25 protein-coding genes, 3 tRNA genes and 1 riboswitch are annotated in these 24133 nt (G+C 57.8%); of the genes, 20 read left to right on the top strand and 8 right to left on the bottom strand.

The genetic code is table 11. The annotated features are described in order from the left end of the window. Window positions 1–108 precede the first annotated feature (108 nt). The 5 genes from surE (at window position 109) to GQF02_RS00565 (ending at window position 4829) form a co-directional block, all read left to right on the top strand. Window positions 109–852 (top strand): 5'/3'-nucleotidase SurE, encoded by a 744-nt coding sequence (gene surE, locus GQF02_RS00585; RefSeq protein WP_160794149.1) that lies wholly within the window; start codon window positions 109–111, stop codon window positions 850–852. Next, window positions 837–1505 (top strand): protein-L-isoaspartate(D-aspartate) O-methyltransferase, encoded by a 669-nt coding sequence (locus tag GQF02_RS00580; protein WP_220789259.1) that lies wholly within the window; start codon window positions 837–839, stop codon window positions 1503–1505. Before surE ends, GQF02_RS00580 begins: the two co-directional genes overlap by 16 nt. 78 nt (window positions 1506–1583) lie before the next feature. Beyond that, the gene (locus GQF02_RS00575; RefSeq protein ID WP_160794148.1) at window positions 1584–2657 is read left to right on the top strand and encodes a peptidoglycan DD-metalloendopeptidase family protein; all 1074 of its coding nucleotides are present in this window, start codon (window positions 1584–1586) and stop codon (window positions 2655–2657) included. Between the two features lie 63 nt (window positions 2658–2720). Then, window positions 2721–3665, top strand: coding sequence for an RNA polymerase sigma factor RpoS (gene rpoS, locus GQF02_RS00570; protein WP_160794147.1), 945 nt, complete (start codon window positions 2721–2723; stop codon window positions 3663–3665). A 198-nt stretch (window positions 3666–3863) separates the two neighbouring features. Continuing rightward, entirely contained in the window at window positions 3864–4829 is a 966-nt protein-coding gene (locus GQF02_RS00565) for a histone deacetylase family protein (RefSeq protein WP_124734742.1), read from the top strand. 50 nt (window positions 4830–4879) lie between these two features. On the opposite strand, the gene GQF02_RS00560 is transcribed toward GQF02_RS00565, so the two are convergent. Next, on the bottom strand, window positions 4880–5359 hold the full coding sequence (locus tag GQF02_RS00560) for an Lrp/AsnC family transcriptional regulator (RefSeq protein ID WP_124734741.1): 480 nt from the start codon (window positions 5357–5359) through the stop codon (window positions 4880–4882). 169 nt (window positions 5360–5528) lie between these two features. On the opposite strand from GQF02_RS00560, the gene GQF02_RS00555 reads away from it, so the two are divergent. The 5 genes from GQF02_RS00555 to GQF02_RS00535 all read left to right on the top strand — a co-directional run bounded on the left by GQF02_RS00555 (window position 5529) and on the right by GQF02_RS00535 (window position 7752). Next, window positions 5529–6308 (top strand): phenylalanine 4-monooxygenase, encoded by a 780-nt coding sequence (locus GQF02_RS00555; protein ID WP_160794146.1) that lies wholly within the window; start codon window positions 5529–5531, stop codon window positions 6306–6308. Window positions 6309–6329: 21 nt separating this feature from the next. Then, entirely contained in the window at window positions 6330–7400 is a 1071-nt protein-coding gene (hppD, locus tag GQF02_RS00550) for a 4-hydroxyphenylpyruvate dioxygenase (protein WP_124734739.1), read from the top strand. A gap of 112 nt (window positions 7401–7512) precedes the next feature. Next, window positions 7513–7588 (top strand) — tRNA-Phe (locus tag GQF02_RS00545). A 23-nt stretch (window positions 7589–7611) separates the two neighbouring features. Next, window positions 7612–7681: transfer RNA gene (locus GQF02_RS00540), tRNA-Phe, on the top strand. After that, a tRNA-Phe gene (locus GQF02_RS00535) sits at window positions 7677–7752 on the top strand. Before GQF02_RS00540 ends, GQF02_RS00535 begins: the two co-directional genes overlap by 5 nt. A gap of 77 nt (window positions 7753–7829) precedes the next feature. Here GQF02_RS00535 and GQF02_RS00530 read toward each other — a convergent pair. Then, on the bottom strand, window positions 7830–8432 hold the full coding sequence (locus GQF02_RS00530) for a MarC family protein (RefSeq protein WP_124734738.1): 603 nt from the start codon (window positions 8430–8432) through the stop codon (window positions 7830–7832). 82 nt (window positions 8433–8514) lie between these two features. Beyond that, complete coding sequence (locus GQF02_RS00525; protein ID WP_160794144.1) at window positions 8515–9855, bottom strand: THUMP domain-containing class I SAM-dependent RNA methyltransferase; 1341 nt, start codon at window positions 9853–9855, stop codon at window positions 8515–8517. 108 nt (window positions 9856–9963) lie between these two features. On the opposite strand from GQF02_RS00525, the gene mutY reads away from it, so the two are divergent. The 9 genes from mutY (at window position 9964) to GQF02_RS00480 (ending at window position 18650) form a co-directional block, all read left to right on the top strand. Next, entirely contained in the window at window positions 9964–11031 is a 1068-nt protein-coding gene (mutY, locus tag GQF02_RS00520) for an A/G-specific adenine glycosylase (protein WP_220789257.1), read from the top strand. 20 nt (window positions 11032–11051) lie between these two features. Then, window positions 11052–13253 carry a RelA/SpoT family protein gene (locus GQF02_RS00515; RefSeq protein WP_160794142.1) on the top strand — a complete coding sequence of 734 codons (2202 nt, stop codon included), beginning with the start codon at window positions 11052–11054 and terminating at the stop codon, window positions 13251–13253. Between the two features lie 366 nt (window positions 13254–13619). Then, window positions 13620–14054 carry a 50S ribosomal protein L13 gene (rplM, locus tag GQF02_RS00510; protein ID WP_124734735.1) on the top strand — a complete coding sequence of 145 codons (435 nt, stop codon included), beginning with the start codon at window positions 13620–13622 and terminating at the stop codon, window positions 14052–14054. A gap of 10 nt (window positions 14055–14064) precedes the next feature. After that, on the top strand, window positions 14065–14457 hold the full coding sequence (gene rpsI / locus GQF02_RS00505) for a 30S ribosomal protein S9 (RefSeq protein ID WP_124734734.1): 393 nt from the start codon (window positions 14065–14067) through the stop codon (window positions 14455–14457). Between the two features lie 126 nt (window positions 14458–14583). Continuing rightward, on the top strand, window positions 14584–15612 hold the full coding sequence (argC, locus tag GQF02_RS00500; protein ID WP_160794140.1) for an N-acetyl-gamma-glutamyl-phosphate reductase: 1029 nt from the start codon (window positions 14584–14586) through the stop codon (window positions 15610–15612). Window positions 15613–15702: 90 nt separating this feature from the next. Next, entirely contained in the window at window positions 15703–16053 is a 351-nt protein-coding gene (gene erpA, locus GQF02_RS00495; protein ID WP_124734732.1) for an iron-sulfur cluster insertion protein ErpA, read from the top strand. Window positions 16054–16118: 65 nt separating this feature from the next. Beyond that, complete coding sequence (locus tag GQF02_RS00490; protein ID WP_160794138.1) at window positions 16119–16994, top strand: CheR family methyltransferase; 876 nt, start codon at window positions 16119–16121, stop codon at window positions 16992–16994. Window positions 16995–17062: 68 nt separating this feature from the next. Beyond that, complete coding sequence (gene purT, locus GQF02_RS00485; RefSeq protein ID WP_328698581.1) at window positions 17063–18262, top strand: formate-dependent phosphoribosylglycinamide formyltransferase; 1200 nt, start codon at window positions 17063–17065, stop codon at window positions 18260–18262. A gap of 1 nt (window position 18263) precedes the next feature. Continuing rightward, entirely contained in the window at window positions 18264–18650 is a 387-nt protein-coding gene (locus GQF02_RS00480; RefSeq protein ID WP_160794134.1) for a group II truncated hemoglobin, read from the top strand. 31 nt (window positions 18651–18681) lie between these two features. On the opposite strand, the gene folB is transcribed toward GQF02_RS00480, so the two are convergent. After that, complete coding sequence (folB, locus tag GQF02_RS00475; RefSeq protein ID WP_124734728.1) at window positions 18682–19041, bottom strand: dihydroneopterin aldolase; 360 nt, start codon at window positions 19039–19041, stop codon at window positions 18682–18684. A 71-nt stretch (window positions 19042–19112) separates the two neighbouring features. Here folB and plsY point away from each other — a divergent pair, with 71 nt between their 5' ends. After that, a complete protein-coding gene (gene plsY, locus GQF02_RS00470) occupies window positions 19113–19742 on the top strand; it encodes a glycerol-3-phosphate 1-O-acyltransferase PlsY (protein ID WP_124734727.1) in 630 nt (209 codons plus the stop codon). A gap of 23 nt (window positions 19743–19765) precedes the next feature. Here plsY and GQF02_RS00465 read toward each other — a convergent pair whose 3' ends face one another. The 4 genes from GQF02_RS00465 to metK all read right to left on the bottom strand — a co-directional run bounded on the left by GQF02_RS00465 (window position 19766) and on the right by metK (window position 24078). Continuing rightward, a complete protein-coding gene (locus GQF02_RS00465; RefSeq protein ID WP_160794132.1) occupies window positions 19766–20212 on the bottom strand; it encodes a type IV secretion protein Rhs in 447 nt (148 codons plus the stop codon). A 145-nt stretch (window positions 20213–20357) separates the two neighbouring features. Next, entirely contained in the window at window positions 20358–21188 is an 831-nt protein-coding gene (metF, locus tag GQF02_RS00460; protein WP_124734725.1) for a methylenetetrahydrofolate reductase [NAD(P)H], read from the bottom strand. A gap of 71 nt (window positions 21189–21259) precedes the next feature. Then, window positions 21260–22660, bottom strand: a complete 1401-nt coding sequence (gene ahcY / locus GQF02_RS00455) for an adenosylhomocysteinase (protein WP_124734724.1) — start codon at window positions 22658–22660, stop codon at window positions 21260–21262. A 69-nt stretch (window positions 22661–22729) separates the two neighbouring features. After that, window positions 22730–22794: riboswitch (S-adenosyl-L-homocysteine riboswitch) on the bottom strand. Between the two features lie 114 nt (window positions 22795–22908). After that, complete coding sequence (metK, locus tag GQF02_RS00450; RefSeq protein WP_160794130.1) at window positions 22909–24078, bottom strand: methionine adenosyltransferase; 1170 nt, start codon at window positions 24076–24078, stop codon at window positions 22909–22911. Between the last annotated feature and the right edge of the window lie 55 nt (window positions 24079–24133).

The raw sequence follows: 24133 nt of genomic DNA, 5'->3' as shown, positions 1-24133 counted from the left end.
GCCTTTATACCTATGCCTGTTTTACAACAGGTCGCTTGCTTACCGTCACCCAGCTGTTGTGACGGTAAGCAGCAAGGATACAATCAGGCGGTCACTCGGAGAGTTTGCATGAAATTCCTCATCAGCAACGACGACGGTTATTTTGCCCCCGGTATTGCCGCTCTGGCTTCCACGCTGGCACGCCACGGCGAGGTTGTCGTTGTCGCCCCCGAGCGTGACCGTAGTGGTGCCAGCAATTCCCTGACACTGGACCGGCCACTCAGCGTACGCAAAGCAGACAACGGTTTTTTTTACGTCAACGGCACCCCGACCGATTGCGTCCATCTGGCGGTGACCGGCCTGCTCGACTTTCGCCCAGATATCATCTTCTCCGGCATCAATCATGGTGCAAATATGGGAGATGACACGATTTATTCCGGTACCGTCGCAGCAGCAACCGAAGGCTATCTACTCGGCATCCCTTCGGTTGCGGTTTCGCTATGCGGCCGCTCGGGTAATAATTTTTCCACTGCAGCACATGTTGTCGACGAGTTGGTTGAACGCATATGTAACCGCCCCTTCTCCCGCCCGACCCTGCTCAATGTCAACATACCCGACATTCCACTTGATGCACTGCAAGGCAGCTTGGTCACCCGCTTGGGGCGCCGCCACCATGCCGAACCCGTAGTTCAGAGCCTGACCCCGCGCGGTGACAAGGTTTACTGGGTTGGCACAGTAGGGTCTGCTCAGGACGCCGGAGAAGGAACGGATTTCTACGCAGTGGCCAATCACCATGCCTCAATCACACCGCTGATGATAGATCTGACCGCCTACGACCAGCTGGACGGGATCAAGTCATGGCTACAGCCGTAAGTCAGCCCCCCGCAGCCTGGGGCATGCTGTCCGAACGCACCCGGCTGCGCATGAGCGAGCGCTTGCGCCAGCGCGGCATTTGCGATGAGCGCGTGTTAACAGCCATGAGCCAGGTGCCACGCCACCTGTTTGTCGATGAAGCACTCGCCAGCCGAGCCTATGATGACGTTTCCCTGCCTATCGGGCACGGACAGACCATATCGCAGCCCTTTACCGTAGCCCGCATGACTGAACTGCTCATCACCGGACGCACCCCCGGACGCATCCTTGAGATCGGTACCGGTTGCGGCTACCAAAGTGCCGTACTGCTGCAAACCGGCGCAGAGGTGTATTCAATCGAACGCCTTGGTGTCCTGCTGGAAAAAGCCAGACGCAATCTGCGTGCGGCGCGGCTGATACATGCACGTCTTTTGCATGGCGATGGTCATGCAGGCCTGCCGGAAACTGCGCCATTCGATGGAATCATCATGACTTGTGCAGCCAGCACCGTTCCAGCATTGCTGCTGGAACAGCTGGCGGAAAACGGACGGATGATCATGCCACTGGGTGAGCAAGAGCAGCATTTGCTGTTGCTTGAAAAGACAAAAAGCGGCATCCGGCAAACCCGGCTGGACCCCGTAAAATTTGTCCCCCTGCTACCCGGACGGATTTAACGCAGACGCATTGGTACAAAAACGACAGTCTGCCGTCTAGATTATTTACACGGAAAGCCATACGGCATATAAAGAATCATGCAGAACAAGATGCACAATAGAATAAACAGAAACTTAACAATATTAGGCATCTGCGCTTCGCTACTACTAAGCGCATGTGCACAAACATCACATAGCCCTGCTCCTATTATTTCCGCTCAGGAGACAAGAAGTACACAAACGACCAGCGCCAGTGTGGTCAATATGGAAAGCGCAGAAACGACGCCATTGGCTATGCCCGCCAATAGAGTCAAGCCGGTAAATATCAACCGAGGCGGAGAAACGACCCACACGGTACAAGCAGGTGAAAACCTGTACCGGATTTCTCTTAACAATGGTTTGCGCCATCAGGATGTCGCCCTGTGGAATGGTCTGGATGGCTTTGATATCAAGGTTGGACAAATCTTACGGCTGACACCACCAGGCACGGTGACGGCTGATGCGGGCGTCAGACAAGTGAGTAGCGGCAATACAAATACGACGGCAACACCGACAGACAGTGCCACGCTCAAGCGCTACCCCAAAGCCTTGAAATTGCCTTATAGCGAGAATGCACTCAAGGAACTGGCGCAGAAAAGCGAAGGACAAACGACCGCAACGGCAGGCGCAATCATCAGCAGTCCGGCAGTCAAGACGCCGGTCATCACGCCGCCACCAGCAGCAGCCAAGGTCGTGCCGCCGATTGCCAAGCCTGCCGTCGCGGCAACGGAACCAGCGACCAGTGCAAACAGTAACAAGCCGGCACTGGACAACAGCATAGGTTGGATCTGGCCGACCGAAGGCAAAGTCGTTCGCCGTTTTTCCGAGCAGAACAAGGGCTTGGATATTGGCGGAAAACAGGGACAAAACGTGATCGCAGCCGGCGATGGCAAGGTGGTCTATAGCGGCAGCGGACTCAAGGGTTACGGCAAGCTGATTATCATCAAGCATGACAAGGTTTTCCTGTCGGCCTATGCACACAATGACGAGCTGCTGGTCAAGGAAGGGCAAAGCATCAAAAAGGGGCAAAAAATAGCCACCATGGGCAATACGGATACGGATCAGGTCAAGCTGCATTTCGAAATCCGAGAATACGGTAAACCGGTAAATCCTGAAAAATATCTGGCCAATTAAGCCTGAAGCAGCGGTTCTTTCCTGCTTTGGTCGACAAAAAAGCCGTAGAAAGCGGGAGGGAACATGAAAGACACGCTAGATACCATCGAAGACAGTGGTGATGAAAACGAACTACTGGATGCCGATGAAAAGCAGACCGATGCGGAAGAGTCTGCCAGCGAGGCAGCAGAGCATGAAGATGTTGCCGATGTCACCCAGATTTACCTCAATGACATCGGCAGTAACGCTCTACTGACCCCGCCGCAGGAGCTGGCTCTGGCGCGACGTGTCGTACAGGGCGACTTCGAAGCACGACAGAAGATGATCGAGCACAATCTGCGTCTGGTGGTCAATATTGCCAAACACTACATTAACCGTGGACTCACCCTGCTCGACCTGATCGAGGAGGGTAATATCGGATTGATGCATGCTTTGGAAAAATTCGACCCCGAGCGTGGCTTTCGTTTTTCGACCTATGCCACCTGGTGGATACGCCAGAGCATAGAGCGCGCAATCATGAATCAGTCCCGCACCATCCGGCTACCGGTTCATGTCATCAAGGAGCTGAATGTCTATCTGCGCGCTTCACGCCATCTGGAAAGCAAAAGGGGGCGCGAGCCTACGGTAGAAGATATTGCCCAGCATGTAGGCAAACCGGTAGAGGACGTGCGGCGCATCATGAGCCTGAACGAGCGCATGGCCTCGCTCGATGCTCCGCTGGACATCGACCCCATGCTTTCCATTGGCGAGTCGATTCCGGATGAGCAGCATGAAGAGCCGGATATCCAGTTGCACAATCTGCAAGTGGAGAAATATGTCCACCACTGGCTGGCACAGCTATCAGACAAACAGCGCATGGTCATCGAGCGCCGCTACGGTCTGGATGGACATGAAATCTGTACGCTGGAAGAGCTTGCAAGTTCCCTCAATCTGACGCGGGAACGCGTACGCCAGATACAAATAGAAGGGCTGGAACACTTGCGTCGCATTCTGCGTCGCCAAGGCGTAGCCAAAGATCTGCTCATCTAGCCATGAGGCCGGCACACAGGCAAAAGCAAGCCCCTCCGCTTGCTTTTGCCTCCTTTTTTACCCCGTCTGCCACTCACCGCCTATGCCCGTACATACCAGAGTTGCACGGCAAAACATTTGCATTTAAGCCCTGTTTCGCGCACACTTTATTTAAAAGTCATAAGTATAATTCGAACCGGAAGCAAGAAGGGTAATCTCGTGTTCTCCTGGCTAAAAAACCGCTGGCACCGTACCGGACTGACCGCCTACATCACCCACTCCGATTGCCTGGGACACAATATGGGGGTCGGTCACCCGGAATGCCCCGAGCGTCTGATCGCTATCCGTGACCAGTTGATGGCATCCCAGATTTTCGACACCCTGCAAGAGATCGATGCACCGCTAGTTACACCGCAGCAACTGGCCCGTGTCCACCCGCCCCGCTATGTCGACTATATCGAAGCCTGTACGCCGCAGGTTGGCACTTTCCGCATAGACCCGGACACGGCCATGTCGCCAGGAACCCTGCCCGCTGCACAGCGCGCAGCAGGCGCAGTCGTTAAAGCCGTGGAGTTAGTCTGCGAAGACAAAGTGCCCAATGCATTTTGTGCCATCCGCCCCCCTGGACACCATGCCGAGAGCGCCAAATCCATGGGGTTTTGCTTCTTCAACAATATCGCGGTCGGCGTAGCGCACGCGATGTCGGTCTACAAATATGAACGCGTTGCGATTGTCGATTTCGACGTGCATCACGGCAATGGCACCGAGGAGATCTTCAAGGATGACCCCCGTGTCCTGATGGCCTCGATGTTCCAGCACCCCTTCTTCCCCTATTGCGGCGACACACCAGCAGGCAGCAACCCTCATATGCACAATGTGCCGATGAAAGCCGGTTCGGGTAGCCGCGAGTTTCGCGAAGCCGTCGAAACCGTATGGCTGCCGGCGCTGCATGACTTCCAGCCGCAAATGCTGTTTATCTCGGCCGGCTTTGACGCGCATCGCGAAGATGATATGGGCTCGATGGGACTGACCGAGTCGGACTACGAGTGGGTCACCCGCCATTTGCTGCAGATCGCTGACCTGTACTGTCAGGGCCGGGTCGTGTCGGTGCTGGAAGGGGGTTATGACCTGTCATCGCTGGCACGCAGCGTGACAGCCCACCTGCGTGCGCTGTCTGATACCTGATTAAAGGTGCGGGAAACCCCAAAACGGTTAGGCTTTCGGGTTTCCTGCCATCACAATGCCAGATGACTTAAAGGCAATGCCGTGGTCTGCTTGAAATCCTTAAGCACAAAACTAGACTTCACATCCTCGACTCCGGGGTGCTGCAGCAACTGATCCATCACAAAGCGGGAAAAGTGCGGCAAGTCCTGGAAGTAAACCTGCAGCAGATAATCCATATCGCCCGTCATCGCATAGCAATTCACCACCTCCTGCCATCCCTGTACCGCCTCGATAAACGACTTGAGATTGCCCGCCCGTTTCTCCAGCTTGACCCGTACAAAGGCATGCAGTCCAAGCCCCAGACAAGCCGGGTCCAGCAAGGCAACATACTGACGGATCACGCCTGACTCCTCCAGCTGCTTAAGCCGGCGTAAACAAGGCGAAGGCGACAAGGCAACCTTTTCCGCCAGTTCGACATTCGACAAGCGCCCATTCAGTTGCAGCGCAGCCAGCATTTTCAAATCCGTTTTATCCAGAACCAGATTCGGCATGGTTTCTCCTTTTTCGATAATTTATTTGTAATTTTTATCTTTATTTCAATCTGATGCAGCCATAGAACGCACACAAATTGCTGTGTGCTTACTCTAGAATGAAATGCCAAAATCAGTCCAGAAATTAGCGTCAGATTGCCCGTTTGAGTGTTGTAAGAGAGGAACTACGATGCAAAGCACCGACTTTCCGGCCTCAACAAGCAAAACCAGCTTACCGCATGTAAAAACTGATATTCATCACACACCGATACCGGCATACAGCGCATGCGAGTGCGAAACATGGCGATACCTGCTCTCGCGTCAACAAACACAATGGCCGGATCGCGCCTGTGACGAGTATCTGGAAGCACTGGAAGCCACCGGCCTATCCCCGGCAAGCATTCCGCAACTTGCCGACATCAGCGACAGCATCCAGCACCAGACAGGCTGGACCATTGAGCGGGTCGACGGCATCGTGCCCGACCAGATTTTCTTCGCCATGCTGGCCGCGCGCGTATTCCCGTCGACCGACTTTATCCGCAAGCCGGAAGATATCGACTACACCCCGGCACCCGATATGTTCCACGATCTGGTCGGCCATGCCCCGCTACTCACCCACCCGCGCTTCAGTAACTTTTTCCAGCGCTTCGGCGAAGCCGGCAGCGCCGCCTTTGCCCAGAACCACCCTGCCCGCGTGTGGCTGGCGCGGATTTACTGGTATAGCGTCGAGTTCGGCCTGATACGCAGCCGGCAAGGGCTGCGTATCTACGGCGCCGGCATTCTGTCCTCGCACCAGGAAGTGAGCTACAGCCTGTCGGATGCCACGACCAAACACCGCTTCGACCTGGATCACATGGCGCAAACGCCTTACGACGTCTGGCACATGCAAGACACCTTGTTCGTCATCGATAGCTTTGACCAGTTGGAAAATGAGTTTGCCCGCTGGACCGCCCACCACGGTTTGGCTTGATAACAAAAAAGGAGAACCAAGATGGAGACAGACAACATCAACCCGCTAGGCTGCGACGGCTTTGAATTTGTCGAATACACCGCCCCCGATGCAGCCGGGATCGAGCAACTGAAACAACTCTTTGCCACCCTGGGCTTCAGCGAAGTGGCACGCCATCGCCATAAGGCCGTCAGTCTCTATCGTCAAGGGGATATCAACTTTATCCTCAACGCCGAGCAACAACACCCTGCCCGGCTGTTTGGCGAGCAACATGGCCCCTCTGCCTGCGCCATGGCATGGCGGGTCAAGGATGCAGCCGCCGCCTATGCCTACGCACTGGCACAAGGTGCCAAGCCCTACACCCGCCCCATCGGCTATATGGAACTGAATATTCCGGCAATTGAAGGCATAGGCGGCTCCGCCCTCTATTTCGTCGACCGCTACGGCCCCAAGCACGACATCTACGACGTCGACTTCATTCCGCTTGCCGGCATAGAGCAGCACCCTCAAGGCGCAGGCCTCAAGACCATCGACCACCTCACTCATAATGTCCGGCGCGGCCAGATGAAACACTGGGCCGATTTTTACCGCAACATCGGCAACTTCCGCGAGATTCGTTACTTCGATATCGAGGGCAAGCTGACCGGCCTCAAATCCATGGCCATGACCAGCCCCTGCGGCAAAATCCGCATTCCCATCAATGAATCTTCCGATGACAAAAGCCAGATTGAGGAATTTCTGGCGGAGTATCACGGCGAAGGCATTCAGCACATCGCCCTGTCCAGCGAGGATATTTACGCCAGCGTGGAACAACTCGCAGCCGGCCTGCGCTTTCTGGACACACCAGACACCTATTACGCACGCGTGAACCAGCGCTTGCCCGGGCACGGCGAGGACTTGTCGCGCCTGCAACGCAATCACATTCTGATTGACGGAGCACCAGGTGAAGGTGGCGGCATCCTGCTGCAGATTTTCACCGAAACTGTCATTGGCCCGATCTTTTTCGAGATCATCCAGCGCAAGGGTGACGAGGGCTTTGGCGAAGGCAATTTCAAGGCCTTGTTTGAATCCATAGAGGAAGATCAACTACGCCGCGGCGTGCTGCAAGCATGATGAAAGTCGCGGCCAATTTGTCAAAATCGGCTTTTATGGAAATTCACCCTTGACTCACGCGCTTTCGTCTGGTTAAATGCACGCCTCTGAACGCGATGCAGCACAGCGTGAAGGCCTGTTAGCTCAGTTGGTAGAGCAGCGGATTGAAAATCCGCGTGTCCTTGGTTCGATTCCGAGACAGGCCACCAGCACTTTATTGCACCCCGGCAGAGGCCTGTTAGCTCAGTTGGTAGAGCAGCGGATTGAAAATCCGCGTGTCCTTGGTTCGATTCCNGAGGCCTGTTAGCTCAGTTGGTAGAGCAGCGGATTGAAAATCCGCGTGTCCTTGGTTCGATTCCGAGACAGGCCACCAGATACCGAAAAAGCCCGAATCCATGATTCGGGCTTTTTCTATTTCAGCGCCCGACTACGCTCCGGGCGAAAACCCGCTCAGGAAAACTGGCGGATATATGCCGCAACCCCGCCCAACAGCATCTCGATCGAAATGGCGGTCAACACCAGCCCCATCAGCCGCTCCAGCGCCGTAATCGCCTGCTCGCCCAGCCATTTTTGCAAACGGTTGGAAAACAGAAACACCACGGTGGTCACCAGAATGGAAATCAGCAAGGCACCAACCCACTCCAGCATGCGGTCAGGCTCGCGAGTTGCCATTAATAACACCGTCGCCATGGCCGAAGGCCCGGCAATCAGCGGAATGGCAATCGGAACGATAAACGGCTCTCCGCTCACTTTATCGCCCCCCAACGCCCCACCCTCGCCGGGGAAGATCATCTTGATGGCAATCAGGAACAAAATCACGCCACCCGCCACGCTTAAAGACTCGTCACTCAGGTGCATCACCTTAAGAAAAGTCTGCCCGCCAAACATAAAAGCCAGCAAGACGCAAAACGCGATCAGACATTCGCGATAGACCACGCGCCGCCGCCGCTCAGGCTTGACCTGTTTGAGCGCGGAAATAAACAAGGGAATATTACCCAGCGGGTCGGTAATCAGGATCAGCAGAATGGTAGCTGAGATAAAAGTCGATTCCATGGCAGAACCATCCCCGGCAATAAAATGATAAAGGCGTACGAATTATCGCACGCCTTTATCACAAACAGGACAAAACCGAGCTTTATCCGCCCGCACCCTCCTTGGCACGATTGGAACCGGCCACCATAGGAATGACAAACAGCCGGCAATCCAGCGCGCCGTTAAACAGCGGCATGCGCTGCTTGGGGCTCAGCCGGATCAGTTTGGCCAGACGTAAATCTCCGGTAAAGAAATTGGCCGTCCAGCCGGAAAAGTGCTGCTTGAGCCAGCCACCCAGCTGCGGATACAGCAAGGCCAGATCTTCCTGCTCATCCAGACGCACGCCATAAGGCGGGTTGGTGACGATCAGGCCCGTTTCGGCATGCGGACGAGTATCCAGCACATCGCTTTGCGCAATCTGCACCAAACCATGCAGACCGGCCTGTTTAAGATTATGCCGCGTCTTCACCAGCATCTGCACAGACACGTCCGAGCCACGGATAGGCAAGGCCGTCAGCGGCTTCTCGGCCTGACGCGCCCGTGCCTGCACGCTTTCCCACTCGACCGCATCAAAACTGCGCAAATCGCGGAAGGCAAAATCGCGCAAACGCCCCGGCGCCCGGTTCAACGCAATATCGGCAGCCTCAACCAGAAAAGTCCCGCTGCCCATCATCGGGTCAAGCAAAGCCTGCGAACCGTCATAGCCGGCCAGGAGCAAAATGCCCGCAGCCAGATTTTCGCGCAGCGGTGCCTCGCCGGTGTCCTCGCGCCATCCGCGCTTGAATAACGGCTCGCCACTGCTGTCGATATACACCGTTGCCTGATCGGCGGATAAAAACACATGGATACGCACATCGGGATAACGGGTGTCCACGCTAGGACGCCCCAGATCGGCCTGACGGAAACGGTCGCACACCGCATCCTTAACCTTGAGCGAAATAAAATCCAGGCTACGCAAGGCCGAACCGACGCCATCGGTTTTGACCTTGATGGTCTTGCCCACGGCAAACCAGCGCGGCCAGTCTATGGTCAGCGCCAGCTTGTACACATCCTGCTCGCTACGGTAAGAGCCCTGTGCCAGCTGGATCAGGATACGGCTGGCCGTACGCGACTCCAGATTGGCGCGCATCATCACGGCGTTATCACCGCAAAAAGCCACGCCGTTGTTACGCTTATCAATGGACGTTGCCCCAAGCGCGGCCAGCTCTTCGGCCAGCACGCCTTCCAGGCCACGCGGGCAAGGCGCAAACATGGCGCTGACACGCTCGGCGCGTATGGCAACCGGCGCGCGCCCGTGCGGCCGTGCTTCGGGTGCCGCCGGCGCACGGGAAGGCGCAGCAGCAGGCACGGCGGCCGGTGCTTGAGGCTCGGTCCCAGCCTCGTCAAGCGGACGTATAAAATGACGACTCGATTGCGAGCGCTGGCGGGATCGGAAACTGGACATGCCCACTCCTTATTAGCAATCCCGCATCTTAGCGGATTTTGTGTCTGCGTTCTTGGTGAGCAACCATGCTTTGGGCTACCATCGCCGGCTTGATGGAAGGAAAACGGCATGATAGCGCGTGAATTTGCGGAAAAATTGCTCGACTGGCAACGCCAACACGGTCGCCACAACCTGCCTTGGCAAGTCAGCGATCCGTACCGCGTCTGGCTATCCGAGATTATGCTGCAGCAAACTCAGGTCAGCAGCGTGCTGGTTTATTACGCCCGCTTTATCGAACGCTTTCCCGATGTACGCACACTCGCCCAAGCCTCGGTCGACGAAGTCCTTACCCTGTGGAGCGGCTTGGGCTATTACAGCCGGGCCCGTAACCTGCATAAAGCCGCCATAATGGTGTGCGAAGAATTCGGTGGCACTTTCCCCGAACAGCCGGCTCAGCTCATACGCCTACCCGGCGTAGGGCGCTCGACTGCGGCAGCCATCTCGGCCTTTGCCTTCTCGCGCCGCCACGCCATTCTAGACGGCAACGTCAAACGGGTACTGGCACGCGTATTCGGCATTGCCGGCTGGCCGGGCGAAAAAAAAATAGAAAACAGCATGTGGCAGCTGGCCGAGAGCCTGCTCCCGGCATCCGCAGACGATATGCCCGCGTACACCCAGGGCATTATGGATCTGGGGGCGACACTATGCTCCCGCGGCAAACCCTCTTGCGAACACTGCCCGATGCGGCAGGGCTGCATGGCATATCTGGAGGCGCGTACCAGCGAACTCCCCACTGCGCGCCCGAAAAAAGCCATCCCCACCCGCTACGCCACCTTGCTGATGGCCATGCACGACGGGCAGGTATTGCTGGAGCGCCGCCCACCCACCGGGGTTTGGGGCGGCCTGCTCTCCCTACCTGAGCTGGGCGCGACCCACAGCGCGCAAGACTGGCTGGAACAGGCCGGCGAAGGCGACATCCTGCCGGCCTGGCCGGAGATCGAACATGTCTTCACCCACTTTCGCCTGATCATCACACCGCTGCCCGTCAGCCTGAGCATGCTGCACACGCAGGCACAAGACAGTGCGGCACGCTGGCTACCCTTAGCCGGTGCGGCCGATGCCGGCGTACCCGCGCCAGTCAAGCGCATGCTAAAGCACTTGGCGGAGAGTTCCGGTAAACTCCCCTCACCCCTTTAAAAGCTAGCTGAAAACGCCGTATGGTTTCCGTTGTCCGCCCCGTTGCCGATACTCTTGCCAATGCTGCCGACCCGGCACTCTGGCTTGAGCAACTCTCTGCCGCGTTCACGCCCGAAGAAAGCGGCATGCTGGCGCGCGCCTTTGCCGAGGCGCACGCACTTTACCAAGGGCACTGCCTGCCACTCACCGGCGAAGAGGTATTCAGCCATGCAGTTGCGGCAGCGGCCATCGTCGCCGACCTTGACCTGCTACCGGACGCCATCGCCGCCACGCTGCTGTTTGCCGCCCCTGACTACCAGGAAGATGCACATGACTGGCTGACACGCACGTTCAATCCGACCGTCGCCATGCTGGTGGAAGGCGTAGGCAAGGTGCGGCGCCTGACCGAACTGGCACGCATCGACCAGCTCGATACGCCCGAAGAGCGTGCACGTCAGGCCGAAACCATGCGCAAGATGTTGCTGGCCATGGTGACCGATATTCGCGTGGTACTGATCAAACTGGCCTGGCGCACCCAGACCATGCACTATCTGGGCGAGGTTCCGGACGAGAGCCTGCGTCGCCAGCTCGCCAATGAAACCATGGAGGTCTTCGCGCCACTGGCCAACCGCCTGGGCGTATGGCAGATCAAATGGGAGCTCGAGGATCTGGGCTTTCGCCATCAGGAGCCGGAAAGCTACAAAAAAATAGCCAAGCTGCTGGACGAAAGGCGGCTGGAGCGGCTCGACTATATCGAGCGCATCCTGCAAGTCTTGCGCGACGAACTGGCCAAGGCCGGCATCAAGGGCGAAGTTGCCGGCCGCCCCAAGCATATCTATTCCATCTGGAAAAAGATGCGCAAGAAAAAACTCGACTTCTCCGAGCTGTACGATATCCGCGCCGTACGCGTACTGGTCGAGCGCATGCCGGACTGCTACACGGTACTGGGCCTGATGCACAATATCTGGCAGCCGATTCCGGGGGAGTTTGACGACTATATCTCGCACCCCAAGCCGAACAACTACCGCAGCCTGCACACGGCCGTCATCGGCCCGGAAGACAAGGCGATCGAGGTCCAGATCCGCACCTTCGACATGCATGAGCATGCCGAATTCGGCGTGGCGGCACACTGGCGCTACAAAGAGGGCGGCAAAGGTGATGCGGCGTACGAGGAAAAAATTTCCTGGCTCCGGCAGCTGCTCGACTGGCGGGAAGAAATTTCCGACAAAGAAGGCCTGGCCGACGCATTCAAGACCGAACTGTTTGCCGATACCCTGTACGTTCTAACCCCGCAAGGACGCGTTCTATCCCTGCCGACAGGGGCGACCCCCATCGACTTCGCTTACGCCATCCACAGCAGCCTGGGAGACCGCTGCCGTGGCGCAAAGGTCGAAGGACACATTGTCCCGCTGTCTACTCCGCTGCAAAACGGCCAGCGTGTCGAAATTCTGGCCGCCAAGGAAGGCGGCCCCAGCGTCAACTGGCTGCATGAAGGCTGGGTCAAAAGCAATAAAGCCATCACCAAGATCCGCCAGTACATTCGCCAGCAAAATGCCGATTCGGTGCGCGAGAGCGGTCGCCAGTTATTCGAACGCGAACTGGCGCGTCATCACATCCACCCCAATCTGGGCACGCTGACGGAAAAGCTGGGCTACGCCAAACTGGAAGACGTTTTCGGCGCACTGGGGCACGGAGAACTGTCACTCAGGGCGGTCAGCACGGCCATAGCAAGCTTTGCCCCGCCTCCGGTGCAGGACATTACCGCAGACGACCTCGTCAAGCGCAGCAAGGGCGGCCACGACGCAGGCGGCATTCTGATCGAAGGGGTCAACAACCTGATGACGGTACTGGCCAAGTGCTGCAAGCCGGCCCCTCCTGACTCCGTCGCGGGCTTCGTCACCAAGGGCCGCGGCATTTCGATTCACCGCAGCAACTGCCTGACACTGAAACGCCTGTCGGCCGATGCCCCCGAACGCCTAATTAGCGCTGACTGGGGCGAGCAGAAAAACAGCGTGTTCCCGATCGACCTTGAAGTCAGTGCGCGTGACCGGCCCGGTTTGTTGCGCGACATCTCGGATGTTTTATCGCGCGAAAAGCTCAATGTGATTGCCGTGAACACACAAACCCGCGACCACAAGGCCAGGATGTGTTTTACCGTGGAAGTCCGCAGCGTACAGGAGATCAGCCGGGTCATTAATCATGTAAATGAAATCAATGGTGTACAGGATGTCAGGCGCGCCTGACGGGCATACATACAACAACGCCCCGGCAAGAAAAGATGCGGCGTTGCAACATTTTTTGTGCCCTGCACAAAAAAACCTTGCCAAGTCAGGTTTCACTGCGGATAATTCGAATCGCATCATGACGTTGCATTACTATGTGCGTTTTGGTGTTGTCTCCTCCATCCTCCTTATTTAGGTGGAACTTGGCGCGATCATTCACGTGATTGCGCTTTTTTTTACCTGAATTTGCCTGTTTTGCGGCCGTAACAGCGCCTGTTTTGCACACACAGGGGCGAGTCCATTTATTGTTATCGCACAATGGTTTGACAGCGGGGCTTCCCTACAATAGAATCCGGAACTTTCAAGAATTTACGATGGAAGAGCTCCATGAAGACCTTTTCTGCCAAGCCGCATGAAGTAAAGCGCGAGTGGTACGTGGTCGACGCCTCCGACAAAGTGCTGGGTCGTGTAGCGGCTGCAATCGCTCACCGTCTGCGTGGCAAGCACAAGCCGGAATACACCCCGCACGTTGACACTGGCGACTACATCGTAGTCGTTAACGTTGACAAGCTGCGCGTCACCGGTGCCAAGGCCCTAGACAAGAAATACTACCGTCACACCGGCTATCCGGGCGGCATCAAGGAACGCAACTTCACCGAACTGCAACAGCAGTTCCCTGAACGTGTTCTGGAAAAAGCTGTCAAGGGTATGCTGCCTAAAGGCCCACTTGGTTACGCAATGATCAAGAAGCTCAAGGTATACGCTGGTAGCGAACATCCGCACGAAGCCCAACAGCCGAAAGTGCTGGAAACTGATTTTTGAGGCAAGATAGATGAACGGTAAATATTACTACGGTACCGGCCGCCGCAAGAGCTCGGTTGCTCGTGTGTTCATGCAAAAGGGTTCCGGCCAGATCATCGTTAACGGCAAGCCTGTTGACGAATACTTTGCTCGCGAAACCGGCCGCATGGTCATCCGCCAGCCACTGGCTCTGACCGAGCACACGGAATCGTTCGATATCAAAGTCAACGTTATCGGCGGCGGCGAAACTGGCCAAGCTGGTGCAATCCGTCACGGTATCACCCGTGCACTGATCGACTTCAGCGCAGAACTGAAGCCAGCGCTGTCCGCAGCAGGCTTCGTGACTCGCGATGCTCGTGAAGTTGAACGTAAGAAAGTCGGCCTGCGTAAAGCACGTCGCGCCAAGCAGTTCTCCAAGCGTTAATTCGCTGCCCTGCTATCGGAAAGGCCACCCTCGGGTGGCTTTTTTCTTGGCCGCAACTTATTGCATTGCAATAGCACCCTGCCGTATATTCATTCTTGCGACATTTTTTTACATAAAGGCAAGAACATGATCAAGGTTGGGATTGTTGGCGGAACAGGGTATACCGGTGTTGAATTGCTACGCTTGCTGGCCAGCCATCCGCAAGCACGGGTCACCGCCGTTACCTCGCGCAAGGAAGCCGGCATGCAGGTTGCCGAGATGTTCCCCAGCCTGCGCGGCCACATCGACCTTGCCTTCTCGACGCCGGAGCAGGCCAAGCTCAGCGCTTGCGATATCGTATTCTTCGCCACTCCCAACGGTATTGCCATGCATGAGGCGCGCGAACTGCTTCAGGCAGGCGTCCGGGTAATAGACCTGGCGGCCGACTTCCGTATCCGCGATGTGGCCGAGTGGGAAAAATGGTACGCCATGCAACATGCCGCGCCCGAACTGCTGGAAGACGCCGTCTATGGCCTGCCCGAACTCAACCGCGCACGCATACGCGATGCAAAGCTGGTTGCCAACCCAGGCTGTTATCCGACCGCAGTCCAACTGGGGCTGCTGCCGCTACTGGAAGCCGGTGTCATTGATTGCAGCCATATCATTGCCGACTGCAAGTCTGGTGTCTCCGGTGCCGGGCGCAAAGCTGAGCTAGGCAGCCTGCTTGCCGAAGCGGGCGACAACTTCAAGGCTTACGGCGTCGCAGGGCACCGCCACTTGCCTGAAATCCGTCAGGGGCTGCGCAGCATGGCAGGCGAAGCTGTTGGCCTCACCTTCGTTCCCCATCTGACCCCCCTGATACGCGGCATTCACGCCACACTGTATGCCCGCCTGACCAAAGACTGCGACTTGCAGGGCTTGTTCGAAACACGTTACGCGCAAGAGCAATTTGTCGATGTACTGCCGGCCGGTAGTCATCCGGAAACGCGCTCGGTGCGCGGAGCCAACACCTGCCGTCTTGCAGTGCACCGCCCGCAAGGCTCCGACACTGTTGTCGTGCTCTCGGTGATAGACAATCTGGTCAAAGGTGCCGCGGGGCAAGCCATACAGAATATGAATCTGATGTTCGGTCTGGACGAGAAATCGGGGCTGAATCAGGTGCCGCTACTGCCCTGACACTTGAACACTCGCCATAGCGCCCCAATCCTGAGTAAAATACTAGGATGAATGCCGCTTTTGGCACACTGTTTGACGAGGCTAGAAACCATGACTGCGACTACCGAAATGCCGTCCCCGATCAACTTCACCGATAGCGCCTGCGCCAAGGTACGGGATCTGGTGGCCGAAGAAGGCAACCCGGAACTCAAGCTGCGCGTATTTGTTACCGGCGGCGGCTGCTCGGGCTTCCAGTACGGCTTTACCTTTGATGAGATCGTCAACGACGACGACACCGCCATCGAGCGCGACGGCGTGACCTTCCTGGTCGATCCGATGAGCTATCAGTACCTGGTTGGCGCAGAGATCGACTATCAGGACAACCTTGAAGGCTCCCAGTTTGTGATCCGCAACCCGAATGCGACCACCACCTGCGGCTGCGGCTCTTCCTTCACGGTTTAAGGCTGAACGGTTAATATGAAAGGCTCGGGTTGATACCCGGGCCTTTTTTTTGCCGAGCCTTATTAATGACCACACTACCGCCTGTTGTCCTGCCAAAAATCGACTTTAACCGGGAGTTCAATTTCAGCGACGCGGACTTCGAACGGGTGCGCAAGTTGATTTACCAAAATGCCGGCATCGCCCTGAATCCAACCAAGAAGGATATGGTTTACGGCCGTCTTGTGCGCCGGATACGGGAATTGAAACTGAGCGGCTTTACCCCCTATCTGAATCTGGTCGAGTCCAGCGCGGGGCGCGGCGAGTTTGAACAATTCGTCAATGCGCTCACCACAAACCTCACCTTCTTTTTTCGCGAAGAGCACCACTTCCCGCTATTGGCCAGCCACCTCAAGCAATCCGGGCACAATGAAATAAGCATCTGGTGCGCCGCCTCCTCCACCGGAGAAGAAGCCTACTCCATTGCCATCACGGTTCTGGAGGCCCTCTCCGGCAATACGCGCCCCGCCATCAGCATTCTGGCCACCGACCTTGACACCAGCGTACTGGAAACCGCCAGACGCGGCATCTACGCAGCCGACAAGATTGCCCGTCTGCCTGCCGGCATGGCGGCCAAATACTTCGACAAGCTCGCCGACGGCCAGTATCAGGCCAAGGCACAGTTGCGCAATATGATCAGCTTCCAGCGCCTGAACCTGATCGACAATAGCTGGCCCATACACAAAACCTTTGATGCCATCTTCTGCCGCAACGTCATGATCTACTTCGACCGCGACACGCAGGCGCGCATCCTCAAACGTTTCTCTCCCTTACTCAAAGCCGATGGCCTGCTATTTGTCGGTCATTCGGAAAACTTCTACTTCGCGGCGGACCTGTTCCATTTGCGCGGAAAAACGGTATACGAACACGCGACACACGCCCCAGCCAAAACCATACATGGATAAAGTCCACATCCGGCCATCAGCATGGCATGTTAAGATGCGCGCGATTTCTTACAGCGAGGAGAAACAGCGTGCGTATCGGAACACCCCACACCCCTAGCGCAACAAGAGTCATGCTGCTGGGCAGCGGCGAACTGGGCAAAGAGGTTGTCATTGCCCTGCAACGCCTTGGCGTCGAGACCATTGCCGTAGACCGCTACCCGAATGCACCGGCCATGCAGGTCGCGCATAGCAGTCATGTGATAAACATGCATGACCCGGTCGCCCTGCGCGCCCTGATCGAGGCTGTCCGTCCGCATTACATCGTGCCGGAGATCGAAGCCATTGCCACCGAGGAGCTGCTGAAGATAGAGCATGAAGGCCTGGCTACCGTGGTGCCAAGCGCGCGTGCCGTCAATCTCACCATGAACCGCGAAGGCATACGCACGCTGGCAGCGGAAGAACTGGGCCTGCCGACTTCGCGTTATGCCTTTGCCGGCTCGCTGGAAGAAATGCAGGCGGCGACTGCCGCCATCGGTTTCCCCTGCTTTATCAAGCCAGTGATGTCCTCCAGCGGCAAAGGCCAGTCTTTTATCAAGAGTGCGGCTGAAGTCGAAGCGGCCTGGGACTATGCCGCCAGCGCCGGGCGCGTCGCCAGGGGCCGCGTCATCGTCGAAGGCCTGGTCGATTTCGATTACGAGATCACCCTGCTCACGGTACGCGCCAGCGATAGCATGGGCGGCACAGCGACCCACTATTGCGAACCCATAGGCCACAGCCAGCAGAACGGCGACTACGTCGAGAGCTGGCAGCCGCAGGCGATGAGCCACAAGGCACTCGTGCGCGCCCGCGAGATCGCCGGCAAGGTTACCGAGGCACTGGGGGGCTGGGGATTATTTGGAGTGGAACTCTTCGTCAAGGGGGACGAGGTATGGTTCTCCGAAGTCAGCCCACGCCCGCACGACACCGGCCTGGTAACCCTGACGACCCAGCGCTATTCCGAGTTTGAACTGCATGCCCGCGCAATTCTGGGCCTTCCGGTAGATACCAGTCTGTCCAGCCCGGGTGCATCGGCCGTGATCTACGGCGGCATGGAAGCGACAGGGATCGCTTTTGAGGGCATTGAGGCCGCACTAGCTACCCCAGGCACCGATCTGCGTCTTTTCGGCAAGCCAGAGAGCTTTATGCGCCGCCGTATGGGGGTTGCCGTAACCTGCGCCGACCATGTAGATGCAGCACGGGAGCGTGCACGCACGGCAGCATGCCTGGTCAAGCCGGTCAGGGGGGAATGAAATGGCAGAAATGACGCCTTATGAGCTGATGGGCGGCGCGGGGGTGGTGCGCCACCTGTGCGAGCGCTTCTACACCATTATGGACACCGACCCCTCGGTGGCCGAACTCAGAGCCATGCACCCTGCAGATCTGGCCGGCTCGACCGAAAAGCTGTATATGTTTTTGTCCGGCTGGCTGGGCGGACCTGCGCTCTATATGGAAGCCTACGGTCACCCGCGCCTGCGCCTGCGGCACATGCCGTTTGCGGTAGACAGCCGCGCGCGCGACCAATGGATGGCCTGCATGCAGCTTGCGGTGGATGAACTGGTGCTGGAGGACTGGCTGAAAGCCAAGCTGATCGAGGCGTTTTACAATACCGCCGATTTCATGCGCAACCAGCCAGAATGAACAACAGCCCCGCATGCGGGGCTGTATTGTTTCAGCGCGGACGCTGACCGCGCTCTATGGTCACGCCGACCTTGGCGACCTCGGGCAGGATGCCGGGCTTGGTAATCGACACCCGCACCCAGGCCGCGCCGAACTCGGTGCGGACCAGATGGGCGATATGCTCGGCCAGTGCCTCGATCAGCAGAAAATGCTGCTCGGCCAGCGACGCACGCACACGCTCCACCACTTCACCGTAATGAATGGTATCGACAATATCGTCGCTATGGCACGGCACTTCGCTCGGAATGCCGATATCCAGATCGATCTCAAGGGTCTGGGGCGCTTCGCGCTCCCAGTCATACACGCCGATCAGGGTCGCCGCGCGCACTTCTCGCAGAAAAATAATGTCCATCTGTGCTGACGGCGTTGGGAAATGCCGCTCGATACCGTAAAATCCAAACCCCGCATTCTAGTGTATTAACCATGACCACGACAGCCTTTGCCTTCATCGCCGTCGCCTATCTGATAGGCTCGCTTTCGTTTGCCGTGATCGTCAGCCGCGCCATGGGCATGGCCGACCCCAGAAGCTACGGCTCGGGCAACCCTGGCGCCACCAATGTACTGCGCTCGGGCAAAAAACTGGCCGCCGTCCTGACCCTGCTGGGCGACGGCATCAAAGGCTGGCTGGCCGTTGCGTTGGCCGCATGGCTGGCACCCCGCTATGGTCTGGGAGCGCGCGAAGTTTCCATGGTCGCGCTGGCGGTGCTGGTTGGCCATATGTGGCCGATATTTTTCGGTTTTAAGGGCGGCAAGGGCGTTGCCACCGCGGTGGGGGTACTGTTCGGCTTCAACCTGTGGCTGGCGCTGGCCGCGATTGCGACCTGGCTGTTTATGGCGCTGGTAGTCAAGATTTCGTCGCTGTCTGCGCTGACCGCCTGCGTACTGGCACCGGTGTTCGCCTACTTCATCATTGGTCCGCAAAGCCCGTTTTTCGGCACCTGCATCATCATCGCCATTCTGGTGGTCCACCGCCACAAGTCCAACCTGGTCAACCTACTGACCGGACAGGAAGGCAAAATAGGCGAAAAATCCTCGCCCGAAGACAAATCCTGACCAAGGGGCCGATGGCCCCTTTTTTACGTCGCCAGGCGTCGGGAAACAGGCAATAAACGCTTATCGCCCGGGTCAGCAAGAAAGCCCTGCAACACCGCCTGCAGCCATGGCAAGCTAGGCTGCAAGGCGGGCAAGCCCAGCACCGCCGCACCATAGTAATGCGACACCAGTTCGGCTTGCTGCTCGAAATTAAAGTCTTTGAATTCGGCACCCGGCTGCTGCGGATAGGCATAAGCATCGCGCCAACCATAGCCACCTTGCGCCAACAGACACAAGGCGGCCAGACGCAGGCGATAACCGCGCTGGTACTGCCAGACATGCGTCATCTCGTGCACGAACAACAGCTGCAGGCGTGGCGATGCCTGCGAGAAATCGTCCGCATACAGGCCGCCGCGCCCGGGAAAATAGAGGCTGCCGTTCGGCGCCATCGCACGCGGGCCCAGCCATGGAAGATAAGCGCGATCATGCACGCGCACCTTATGATAATTAAGCGCATCACCAAACAAACGCCGGCACAACCGCACCTCCCCTGCGCACAAGCTCCGCATCCTGCCCCCTGACTAAAAAAGGCGCAGCGGCCAAAGCCGGTGCGCCTTTTACTATGGCATGGTCGCGCTACAAACCCAGGCGCTGCCAGATGGTGGACACCAGCCCCGCCTGATTCAGCGTATAGAAATGCAGGCCCGGCGCGCCATTGCTCAGCAGCCGGTCGCACAGCTCGGTCACCACATCCAGCCCCAGCGCGCGGATCGAAGCGCTGTCGTCCATATACGCCTGCATCCGAAGACGCAACCAGCGCGGCACTTCCGCGCCGCACATATCGGAGAAACGCACCAGCTGGCCGAAATTGGAGATAGGCATAATGCCCGGCACCACCGGAATGGTCACACCGCGTGCCTGCACCTCATCCACGAAGCGGAAATAGGCATCGGCATTGAAGAAATACTGGGTCATCGCCGAATTGGCGCCGGCCTCGACCTTGCGCACAAAGTTGGCCATATCCTCTTCGGCCGAGCGTGCCTGCGGATGGAACTCGGGATAGGCCGCCACTTCGATATGGAAATGCTCGCCATGCTCCGCGCGGATGAAGCTGACCAGTTCGTTGGCGTAGCGGAACTCGCCGGCCTCGACCATACCCGAAGGCATATCGCCACGCAGTGCCACAATATGGCGGATACCATGTTCGCGGTACTCGTTCAGCACCGCGCGAATATTGTCGCGGGTCGAACCGATGCACGACAGGTGCGGCGCCGCGGCCAGGCCGGCGTTACGGATATCCTGCACCGCAGCCAGCGTACCCTCGCGCGTGGTGCCACCGGCACCAAAGGTTACCGAAAAAAATTCGGGCTTGAACTGGGCCAGTTGGGCGCGGGTATTGCGCAGCTTGGCCATACCCTCATCCGTCTTGGGCGGAAAAAACTCGAAACTGAAATTGCGCTTGTTCATGGTTCCCCCTTGTCGATTGCAAGGTGGTAGCCCGGCTGCTCTTGGCGGCATGACGGGCTACCGCTTAACGCTTAGTAACGGTAGTGCGCAGGCTTGTACGGGCCATCCTTAGGCACACTGATATACGCAGCCTGCTCGTCGGACAGCTCGGTCAGATGCGCCCCGATGCGTGCCAGATGCAGACGGGCGACTTTCTCGTCCAGATGCTTGGGCAGCACATACACTTCGCGACCGTACTTCGCACCATTGCAGAAGATTTCAATCTGCGCCAGCACCTGGTTGGTGAAGCTGTTGGACATCACAAACGACGGGTGGCCGGTACCGCAGCCCAGATTCACCAGCCGGCCTTCGGCCAGCAGGATGATGCGCTTGCCGTCCGGGAAGATGATGTGGTCGACCTGCGGCTTGATGTTGTCCCACTGGTACTGGCGCAGGCTGGCGACTTCGATTTCGGAGTCGAAGTGGCCGATATTGCACACAATGGCGTTATTGCGCATTTTCTGCATATGCGCGTGCGTGATCACACCGACGTTGCCGGTGGTGGTCACGAAGATGTCGGCCTCGCCGGCCACCTCGTTCATACGCACCACGCGATAGCCTTCCATCGCCGCCTGCAGCGCGCAGATCGGGTCGATCTCGGTCACCCATACCGTGGCACCCAGGCCGCGCAAGGATTGCGCACAGCCCTTGCCCACATCGCCATAGCCCAGCACCACCGCCACCTTGCCGGCAATCATCACGTCGGTCGCGCGCTTGATACCGTCAACCAGACTTTCGCGGCAGCCATACAGATTGTCGAACTTGCTCTTGGTCACCGAGTCGTTGACGTTGAACGCCGGGAATGGCAGCTGGCCATCCTTCTGCATCTGATACAGACGATGCACACCGGTAGTGGTCTCCTCGGTCACGCCCTTGATATGCGCCAGACGCTTGGAGTACCAGTGCGGGTCGAGCGCCAGATGCTGCTTGATCGACGCGAACAGCGCAGTTTCTTCTTCATTGGACGGATGGCCCACCACGCCGATATCGCTCTCGGCACGGCTACCCAGCATCAACAGCAGGGTCGCGTCACCGCCGTCGTCCAGAATCATGTTGGCAGGCTCGCCTTCCGGCCATTCGAAAATGCGGTGCGAGTACTCCCAGTACTCGTCGAGGCTCTCGCCCTTGAACGCGAATACCGGAATAGCGGCTGCAGCAATGGCAGCAGCGGCGTGATCCTGGGTCGAGAAGATATTGCACGAGGCCCAGCGCACATCGGCACCCAGTGCCACCAGCGTCTCGATCAGCACGCCGGTCTGGATGGTCATGTGCAGGCTGCCGGCGATACGCGCGCCACGCAGCGGCTGGCTGTGCTTGTACTCTTCGCGCAGCGCCATCAGGCCCGGCATCTCGGTCTCGGCAATCGCCAGTTCCTTGCGGCCCCAGGCAGCAAGATTGATGTCGGCGACGAGGTAATCGTTGAATTCAGCCATCGTGTTATTCCTGTCACGAAGGCCGGGAGGGATGCGGCTCACCCGACATCCCGTGCCCGGCACGGGTTGCATAGGTGAGTGCAGTTGAAGCGGTCCGGGCCTGGGGCGCAAGCCTTGCAGCACTCCCCGGAATTGGGACGATTATAGCCACAAAAATAAACTAATGGCATCACATGGCGTGCAATAAAAAACGGACCGCATTGCGATCCGTTTTAAACAACTGCACTGAGAGTGCAAGACAGTAGTATTTACAGCCCGGCGTCGGCGCGCAGCGCTTCGACCTTGTCGGTGCGCTCCCAAGTGAACTCGGGCTCTTCGCGGCCGAAGTGGCCGTAGGCGGCGGTCTTGGTGTAGATCGGGCGCAGCAGGTCCAGCATCTGCACGATGCCCTTCGGGCGCAGGTCGAAATGGCGCTTGACCAGTTCCACGATGCGTTCGTTCGGAATGGTGTTGGTGCCGAAGGTGTCGACCGAAATCGAGGTCGGCTGCGCCACGCCGATGGCGTAGGAAACCTGGATCTGGCACTGGCGCGCGAGACCGGCGGCGACGATGTTCTTCGCCACATAACGGCCGGCGTAGGCGGCCGAACGGTCAACCTTGGACGGGTCCTTGCCGGAGAAGGCGCCGCCGCCATGCGGCGCAGCACCGCCATAGGTGTCGACGATGATCTTGCGACCGGTCAGGCCACAGTCGCCCATCGGGCCGCCAATCACGAAGCGACCGGTAGGGTTGACCAGATAGCGGGTGGCGGAGGTGATCATTTCCGGCGGCAGCACCGGCTTGATCACGTCTTCGATAATGGCTTCGGTCAATGTCTTGTGGTCGATATCGGGGCTATGCTGGGTGGACAGCACCACGGTGTCGATAGATTTTGGCAGACCGGTGGCGGAGTCATACACGCAGGTAATCTGCGATTTCGCATCCGGACGCAGCCATGGCAGGCGGCCATCCTTGCGCAGTTCGGCCTGACGCTGCACCAGACGGTGGGCGTAGTAGATAGGGAACGGCATCAGGGTCGGGGTTTCGTCGCAGGCATAGCCGAACATCAGGCCCTGGTCACCGGCGCCCTGATCCAGATCCATGCCCTCGCCTTCATTCACGCCCTGGGCGATGTCGGGGGACTGCTTGTCGTAAGCCACCAGCACCGCACAGCCGCGATGATCGAAGCCCAGCTCAGAGTCGTCGTAACCGATGCGTTTGATGGTCTCACGCGCGACCTTGATGTAGTCGACGTTGGCGTGGGTCGTGATTTCACCGGCCAGCACCACAAGGCCGGTGTTGACCAGTGTTTCGGCAGCAACGCGTGCCTTGGGATCTTCACGGAAAATCGCATCGAGGATGGCATCGGAGATCTGGTCGGCAACCTTGTCTGGATGGCCTTCGGATACGGATTCGGAAGTAAAGAGATATTCGCTCATGGATGGTTCCCAAAGAGAAGGCTTCACGTTGGTGGTAGAATGACCCGTTTTGACC

This window comes from Craterilacuibacter sinensis (genome assembly GCF_009831765.1).
Taxonomy (GTDB): domain Bacteria; phylum Pseudomonadota; class Gammaproteobacteria; order Burkholderiales; family Chromobacteriaceae; genus Craterilacuibacter; species Craterilacuibacter sinensis.
This window is presented reverse-complemented; position numbering and strand designations above follow the sequence as displayed.